Annotated in this window: 7 protein-coding genes and 1 pseudogene; 2 read left to right on the top strand and 6 right to left on the bottom strand. The window is 62.5% G+C overall.

What is annotated here, in order from left to right; all coding sequences use genetic code 11:
- Positions 1 to 185: 185 nt before the first annotated feature.
- The 6 genes and pseudogenes from ACNFCJ_RS22240 to ACNFCJ_RS22215 all read right to left on the bottom strand — a co-directional run bounded on the left by ACNFCJ_RS22240 (position 186) and on the right by ACNFCJ_RS22215 (position 5,672).
- Complete coding sequence (locus tag ACNFCJ_RS22240; protein WP_372858122.1) at positions 186 to 1,049, bottom strand: methyl-accepting chemotaxis protein; 864 nt, start codon at positions 1,047 to 1,049, stop codon at positions 186 to 188.
- Positions 1,044 to 1,811, bottom strand: a pseudogene (locus ACNFCJ_RS22235) (MCP four helix bundle domain-containing protein); the annotation flags it as partial. The pseudogene ACNFCJ_RS22235 and the gene ACNFCJ_RS22240, both read right to left, overlap by 6 nt.
- A 135-nt stretch (positions 1,812 to 1,946) precedes the next feature.
- Complete coding sequence (locus tag ACNFCJ_RS22230) at positions 1,947 to 2,297, bottom strand: hypothetical protein (RefSeq protein WP_416773669.1); 351 nt, start codon at positions 2,295 to 2,297, stop codon at positions 1,947 to 1,949.
- Positions 2,298 to 2,301: 4 nt separating this feature from the next.
- Positions 2,302 to 2,982, bottom strand: a complete 681-nt coding sequence (locus ACNFCJ_RS22225) for a dual specificity protein phosphatase family protein (protein WP_416773668.1) — start codon at positions 2,980 to 2,982, stop codon at positions 2,302 to 2,304.
- On the bottom strand, positions 2,979 to 3,704 hold the full coding sequence (locus ACNFCJ_RS22220) for a phosphatase PAP2 family protein (RefSeq protein WP_416773667.1): 726 nt from the start codon (positions 3,702 to 3,704) through the stop codon (positions 2,979 to 2,981). The genes ACNFCJ_RS22225 and ACNFCJ_RS22220 overlap by 4 nt, the downstream gene beginning before the upstream one ends.
- Positions 3,705 to 3,713: 9 nt before the next feature.
- Positions 3,714 to 5,672, bottom strand: coding sequence for an LTA synthase family protein (locus tag ACNFCJ_RS22215; protein ID WP_416773666.1), 1,959 nt, complete (start codon positions 5,670 to 5,672; stop codon positions 3,714 to 3,716).
- 103 nt (positions 5,673 to 5,775) lie between these two features.
- Here ACNFCJ_RS22215 and ACNFCJ_RS22210 point away from each other — a divergent pair, with 103 nt between their 5' ends.
- The gene (locus ACNFCJ_RS22210; RefSeq protein WP_099523789.1) at positions 5,776 to 6,459 is read left to right on the top strand and encodes a response regulator transcription factor; all 684 of its coding nucleotides are present in this window, start codon (positions 5,776 to 5,778) and stop codon (positions 6,457 to 6,459) included.
- The gene (locus ACNFCJ_RS22205) at positions 6,449 to 7,717 is read left to right on the top strand and encodes a sensor histidine kinase (RefSeq protein ID WP_416773665.1); all 1,269 of its coding nucleotides are present in this window, start codon (positions 6,449 to 6,451) and stop codon (positions 7,715 to 7,717) included. The genes ACNFCJ_RS22210 and ACNFCJ_RS22205 overlap by 11 nt, the downstream gene beginning before the upstream one ends.
- Positions 7,718 to 7,783 lie beyond the last annotated feature (66 nt).

Raw genomic sequence — 7,783 nt, 5'->3', positions numbered from 1 at the left:
CGTGCTATTTCGGTACTCGGGGCACGCCGCATGATCGAGCTGCTGACCTGAGCGCTGCACTTTGCATCATTGCACCAGTAAAAACACAAACGCCCCGAATCAATCGAGGCGCTTGTATTGAACCGGTTCAGTTCAGAACGTTTTCACACAGTCTGCTCGGGCGCCGTTTTCGTTTCTGTCTCGCCTCAAACCTTGAAGCGCGCCACCAGATTGTTCAAATCGACCGCCAGGCGCGACAGCTCCTGACTCGCGGCACTGGTCTGATTGGCCCCCGCCGAGGTCTGCATCGACAGGTCGCGAATGTTGACCAGGTTGCGATCCACCTCGCGGGCCACCTGCGCCTGCTCCTCCGACGCACTGGCGATCACCAGGTTGCGCTCGTTGATCGAAGAAATCGCCTGGGTGATCTGCTCCAGCGCAACACCGGCAGCCTGGGCCACCTCCAACGTGGAACGGGCGCGGCCGTTGCTGCTCTGCATGGCGCTGACGGCGCGATCCGTACCGCTCTGGATGCCGCCGATCATCTGTTCGATTTCCTGGGTGGATTGCTGAGTGCGATGCGCCAGCGCCCTCACCTCGTCGGCAACCACGGCGAAACCGCGCCCGGCGTCGCCGGCCCGCGCGGCCTCGATAGCAGCGTTGAGCGCCAGCAGGTTGGTCTGCTCGGCGATAGAGCGAATCACATCGAGCACCTTGCTGATCTCGTGCACACGCTCGGCCAATTGCTCGACCTCGCCCGAAGTGGTGGTGACATCAGCTGCCAGTTGCCCAATGGAATCGACGGTCTGGCGCACCTGCTCACGACCCTGCTGCGCCGTGACGTTCGATTCGCGCGAGGCCTCGGACGTGCTGACGGCGTTGCGCGCCACCTCCTCGACCGCTGCTGTCATCTCGTTCACCGCAGTAGCGGCCTGCTCGATCTCGGTGTTCTGCTGGTGCAGGCCGCGAGTGGAATCCTCGGTCACTGCATGCAGCTCCTCGGAGGCCGAAGCCAGTTGGTTGGACGAGTCAGAAATGCTTTGAATAGTGCTACGCAGGCTCTGCTGCATGCTTTTCAGCGCATTGAGCAACTGTGCAGGCTCGTCACGACCTTCGACGTGGATGTTCTGTGTCAGATCACCCGACGCCACTACCTCGGCCAGACGCACCGCTTCCGTCAGCGGCGCGACGATGCTGCGGGTCAGCAACAGCGCCAAAACCACGGTGGCCAACGCCGCCAGCGCCATCATCACCACCACCCAGATACGCGCCGAATCGAACACCTGCCCGGCTTCGCGAGCCGCCTCGGTAGCGCCCTGGCGGTTCAGCTCGGAAAGATCGCGTAACGCACGGGTCATTTCATCTGCATGCTGATTGAGCGTGCCACGAGACACGACAATGGCATCGTCGAAATTGCCCTGGCGAACGAAGGCGACGATCTTACCCTGCTCCTGCAAGTAGGCCGCTTCAGCGCGGCGAAAGCCTTCATAAAGGCCTCGCTCATCGCTGCTGGAAATCAGCTTTTCGTAGGTTGAATTGGCCGTACTGAGCGCATTACGCAGATCATCTGCCAGGCGAAGATTGCGCTGTAGTTCCTCCGACTCGCGGTTGAGCATCAGCCGTAGCGTCACGGCACGAAGGCGCAGTATGTCCTGGCTGACCTCGCCCAGCGCCATCACGCTTGGCAGCCAGTCCTGATCGACGGCCTCGGCCTGCTTGCGCATCTCGGTCATCTGGAACAGTGAAAATGAACCGAGCAGCAACACCAGCAACGCCACCAGGCCGAACCCCAAGGCAGCCCGTGGAGCGATTGAAAGATTACGCAGCGACATGTCGTGAAACTCCTATTGCGCGCAGAATTCGGGTCATACCTGGCCATACCTGGCTAGAAATCGGGTGAGATTGCGCCGATCCCGTGTTCCTTATCGGCTCTATTTCCGCGCACTTTATAAGTACAAGCGAAAAATCTAGCGCCGCAGCGCCTTGGCCATCGCCTGGTCGACATGCTGGCGCCATTCATCATCGCGCCGCCGCTCCTCCCATCGCGCCTGCCAGTCATCGGCGCGCTGCACGGCCTCACACTGGCGAAACCCGTCATCCCAACCCTGCGTGTAGAGTGTCTCGGCCATATAACGTGGTACGTCCTTGTCGAACTGGCCCAGCGGTCCGACTGCCGAACGCCCACTGCTGCAGCCGGCCTCAAAACCGTCGACGAAGGCCGGCGGATAATTGGCCGCCAGCATCTGTTCGCGCAGGCTTTGGCAACCGAACAGGTTCAGTAGTGCAAGCACGCAGATCAGCAAGCGTGTGAGGCGCATGGCGTCATGCTCCTTCGATTACACCTAGCAGGCGATCCTTGAGCGCACACATTGCCCAGGGGCTGGTGCTGCAGGCGCCAGAGGCCAGGGCCGAACGCAACGCTGGAATATCGGCGTCACGCAGATAACGTTCGGCGTCGCCCATACGCTCCTCGCCACCGAAGCCGCCGCCGGCCATTTCTGCCAGGGCCTGTTCCTTGCTCCAGTTCTGATAGATGACGCGATACAGCGCGGCGATCAACCCGGTGCGATTCTGTCCATGCTTGCAGTGAATCAGCACCGCGCCACGCCCCTGTGCCTGGCGGATGCTGCGCAGCACCTCGATGACGTCGGTGTCGTCGATACGGTCCGTGCGCAGCGGCAGATGAACCTGCTGGACGCGCGGGTCGACCAGCCATTGATCGTCGCCGTGCTGGTAGAAATTGATCACCGTGGTAACACCGAGCGCCTGCAGTTGCGGCCAGTCTTTCGCCGTCGGCAGCGCGCTGCGGTACAGATCTGGCGCCATGCGATAGAGGTTGATACGGGTATCCAAGGGTTGTGCCCAGTTGCCCGGGCGTACGCCCTGCACGGGTGCCGGCGAGATCGTCGCGCCCCAGGCCATGCTCAGTGGCAGCGCCAGCAATGCACCCGCGAATACCAGTGCGGCCAGCGCCAGGCGCAGGCCCTGTACGATTCTCTTCATCGGCAGGTTTCTCCCCAGACGTTTTTTTGAAACGGACGTTGCGCCAGCGGAGCGCGGTAAAGTAGCCAGCGATAGGTCAGCACGCAGATCACCCAGTCGATCAGCAGCGTCCACAGGTTGTGCGAAAGAAAGTGCGCGCCCTGCAACATGCGTCCCAGGGAAAACAGTGAGCCGAGCCCCAGCGCGACGACCAGTGCGATGCGCGCAGCGCGTGGGCGGCGGTCGCGCAGCACGAAAAACAGCGCCAGCAGCGAAAACCCGGCCGAGGCATGCCCGCCTGGCCAGCAACGCCCGGGGTTGGCCGTTGGCGCGCGTTCAGCGAGCAGCGGTGTGAACTGCTCCTGGCCACCAAACTCGCTCAGGCTCCAGGGGCAATGCATGCCGGTCAGCGTTTTCAGTGGCGTAACCAACGAGGTCGACAGCCCCAATGCCAGCACCAGATAACCGAGCTGACGGCGCCAGGCACGCAAGCGCGTCGGCAGCAGACTGAGCGTAAAGCCGGCGATGGCTAGCACACCCAGCACGATCACCGCCTGCTTGGCGCGGTCATGCAGGATGTCCTCGAGCCAGAAGCTGCTACGGCCGATGAACCCCTGGCCGGGCTCGTAGAACAGATGAGCGAGGGCGAAATCCACAGGGCTGGGGTCGATCAGCAGTAGCAACGCCATCAGCAGCAGTGGAATACCCAGCGCCAGACGAAAATCGAAATAACGAGACGGCATGGTCGTTCCTTAGCGCTGGCTGAGCTGCTGGCTCGGTTGATCATCGGGCTGCCAGGCGATCAGTCGCTTGCCGAAGGCGTGACTGGCGCCCTGGTAGTAGGCGATGTCGCGACGCAGCAACGGATCGCTGCCATCCACCCGCCATTCATGGCTCAGGCCCAAGGCATCGTCGTGGCGACGCATGCCCTGGCGTGGGCTGAGAATCGCCAGGTTCTGCCCGTCGAACAGGCCCAGGTGCTGGTAATTGCCGAGCAGCGCTCGACCGGGTGCATGGTCGGCGCGCAGCAGGTTGCGGCCGAAGAAGGTGGAGACGTAGTCCAGGTTGAGCAGCCCGAGCAGCGTCGGCGCCACATCGATCTGGCTGGCCACGTCGGCGTACTCGGCAGGCTCGATGTGTTTCGGCGAGTAGACGAACAACGGGATGTGGTAGTTGGCCACGGGCAGGTCTTCCTGCCCGGCACTTCCTGCAGCGTGGTCGGCGACGAAGACGAACAGCGTGTTGTCGAACCAGGGCTTGCTACGCGCTTCGGCGAGGAACTGACCGATGGCGTAGTCGGTGTATTTCACCGCCCCTTCACGCCCGTCACCAGAGGCAATGTCTACGCGCCCGTCCGGATAGGTGTACGGCCGATGGTTGGAGGTGGTCATCAGTTGCAGGAAGAAGGGTTTGCCGGCCGCATGGTCGCTATCGGCGACCTTCAGCGCCTGATGGTAAAGGTCCTCGTCGGCCATGCCCCAGGCGTTCTGGAAGCTCATCTCGGCCTCGTCGACGCTGCTCTGGTCGACGATGCGGTAGCCGTTACCGCCGAAGAAGGCGTTCATGTTGTCGAAGTAGCCACGACCGCCATAGACGAAGACGCTGTCGTAACCTTGTGCGCCAAGCTGCTGGCCGAGGCTGGCATAGCCGGATTCTCGGCCGATACGTTTGACGATGGAGCGCCCCGGGGTCGGCGGTACCGACAGAGTCAGCGCCTCCAGCCCGCGGTCGGTGCGCGTACCCGTGGCGTAGAAATTAGTGAAGGTCAGGCTGTGCTTGCGCAGCTCGTCGAGATTCGGGGTCAGACCACGCTTATCACCAAAACTGCCCAGGTACTTGGCGCTGAGGCTTTCGATGGTGACCAGCACCACATTGAGCTTGCGCGGCTGCCCAGGGTTATCGATCACCCGACGAATGTCCTGCGGGTCGCTACCGATGAAGCGGGCGTTGGGCTCGGCCACCTCGGCGCGCAGTTGCTCGGCCACCGCGGCATCAGGCAGGGTGGCGTAGAACTGCTGGTAATCCAGCTCGTTGTTACGAAACGCGGCGAAGAACTGGTACGGGCCGTTGCTTGCGAGCTCGCGCTGGTAGGTGTTGCCGCCCAGCCCGCGCGGCGCGTCCTGCCCCACCAGGCCGCTGCACAAGCCTGCCAGCAGCGCCAGCATCAGTAGTGCGTAGGCCGCCTGCAGCCGGGGCAGACGCGGGGCCTGCAAGGCTGCGCGCAGTGGCCGCCGTAGCGCCAGGGTCAGACCGATGGCCAGTGCCGCGAGCAGCGCCAGCAAGGGGTAGATCGGGTAGGACTCTAGGATGTTGTCCACCACCTCCTTGGAATAGACGAGGTAGTCCACAGCGATGAAGTTGAAGCGCACGCCGAACTCGTCCCAGAACAGCCATTCGGCCACCGCGGTGAAGAACATCGCGAACAGGCTGATGGCCACCAGTGCGACCAGCAAACGCTGATGCCAGCGCCGCTGCCATAACCAGGCAGGGCACAGCAGCAGGTACAACGTCAGCGGTACGGCGGCGTAGACCAGAAAGCTGAGGTCGTAAACCAGCCCCACCCCATACAACCCGAACAGCGCCGGCAAGGTCACGTCGGCATCGCTCAGGTGGCTGAGCAGCAACGCGCTACGGGTGAGGAAGAAAACGGCCAACCAGGCCAGCAGAATGATCGACAGATAACGAAGTTGCGCGTATTGAAGCCGAGGCATCGTATGATCCTTGCAGGATGAACGTGCCGCAGTCTGCGAGGCGAGCCGTGAGCCGCTCGTCAAAGCCGTGTGAAAAAATCGTCAAACCCAGGAATTACTCGCGATGCGCATTCTGGTCATCGAAGACAACCGAGACATCCTCGCCAACGTGCTCGACTACCTGCAGCTCAAGGGCTTTTCCGTCGACTGCGCGCAGGACGGCCTCAGCGGTCTGCACCTAGCCAGCAGCGGTCATTACGACCTGATCGTGCTGGACATCATGCTGCCCGGCATCGACGGTTATCAGGTGTGCAAGCGCCTGCGCGAGGACGGGCGCAGCGAGGTTCCCATCCTCATGCTGACCGCGCGCGATGCCCTGGATGATCGTCTGCAGGGGCTCAATGCCGGCGCCGATGACTACCTGATCAAGCCCTTCGCGCTGTCCGAACTGGTGGCGCGCATCGAGGCGATCCTGCGCCGCAGCCGTGGCAGTCGCAAACGCCAGCTGCAGGTCGCCGACCTCAGCTACGACCTCGACACCCTGCATGTCAGCCGCGCTGGTCAGCCGCTCAAGCTCAACCCGCTGGGCCTCAAACTACTGGCCATCCTCATGCAGCGCAGCCCGGCGGTAGTGCGCCGCGAGGCGCTGGAAGAATCACTGTGGGGCGACGACTGCCCGGACAGCGACAGCCTGCGCAGCCACATCCACCAACTGCGCCAGGTGCTCGACAAGCCCTTCCCCACGCCCTTGCTGCATACCATCCACGGGGTCGGTTATCGCCTGGCGGAGAGCGCCGATGCTGTCTAAGCAGCCCTTCGAACGGCGGATTCTGATCGCCTTCGTATTGATGACGGTGATGGTCAGCGGTCTGTTCTCGCTGAGCATCGTCGGTGTGGTGCACTTCATTGAAGAGCACCTGGTTTCCCAGGAAATGAGCCGCGAGCTGGGCGAAACGCTCAACGAGGACATTCGTCAGGGCCGCCCACCACGCCTGGACAGCAGTACGCAGTTCTTCTCCTCCTACCACGACCAGTACCTGATTCCTGAGCAGTACACCGGCTTGCAGGAGGGATTCAACGAAGTGGTCAGCGGCAACGAGGCGTTCTACGTCTACGTGCAGAAGATCAACGGCGAGACCTACATGCTGGTGCAGGAACAGCAGGAATTCGAAGCCCGCGAGAATGCGCTGTTCAATGTGGTGCTGGCAGGCTTCCTGCTGACGGTGGTCGCCGCCTGGGGCCTGGGTTTGATGATGGCGCGCAAGGTCATGGCGCCGATCAGCCGCCTGGCCCAGCAGGTGCGCCATCGCGATCAGCTGCACCCACTGGCGCCGCCCTTGGCACCGGATTATCCCGACGATGAAATCGGCCAGTTGGCCGCCGCCTTCGACAGCACGCTGGGCCAGGTGCGTCAGTCCCTGGAACGCGAGCGGCTGTTCACCAGTGACGTCAGCCACGAACTGCGCACACCACTGATGGTCATCGCCACCTCCTGCGAATTACTCGCCGAAGCGCCTCTGGGACCGCGCGAGAAGGAACAGGTGGCGCGCATCGCCCGCGCCAGCGAGGAAATGCGCGAGCTGGTACAGACCTTTCTGCAACTGGCACGCGACAAGAGTAATGAAGCGGTATTCGTCGGCGACCGTACCCTCGCCACCATCGCCCATGAACAGGCGAGTCGCTGGGGCGCCCTGATGAAGGAAAAGGGTCTGGACTTCCAATTGGCCGAGGAAGGCCAAGACGACGGCCGTTACAACGCCACCTTTCTCGGCACGGTAATGGCCAATCTGCTGCGCAATGCTCTGCACTACACCGAAAGTGGCAGTGTGCGACTGATCCTCGAACAGGGCGCCTTCCGTATCGAGGATAGCGGTGCCGGCATTCCCGCCGAGCAGCACGAGCGCATCTTCCAGCCCTTCGTGCGCGGCGCGCAGGCCCGCGGCGAGGGGCTTGGCCTGGGGCTGTCACTGGTCAAACGCATCTGCGCCAAACAGGGCTGGCAGGTCAGCCTGCAGAGCGAACCGGGTCATACACGTTTCCGGGTGACACTGAATAACGGCGCTTGACGAAATTTTCACGCCCCTTTGACGCGGCCTTGATGCCCTGCTGTTTAGGGTGACGAACGTATCCAT

It is taken from the genome of Pseudomonas sp. NY15364 (assembly GCF_048068235.1).
Classification (GTDB): domain Bacteria; phylum Pseudomonadota; class Gammaproteobacteria; order Pseudomonadales; family Pseudomonadaceae; genus Aquipseudomonas; species Aquipseudomonas mendocina_D.
The sequence above is the reverse complement of the archived record's forward strand: the minus strand, read 5'-3'. Positions and strand labels throughout refer to the sequence as shown.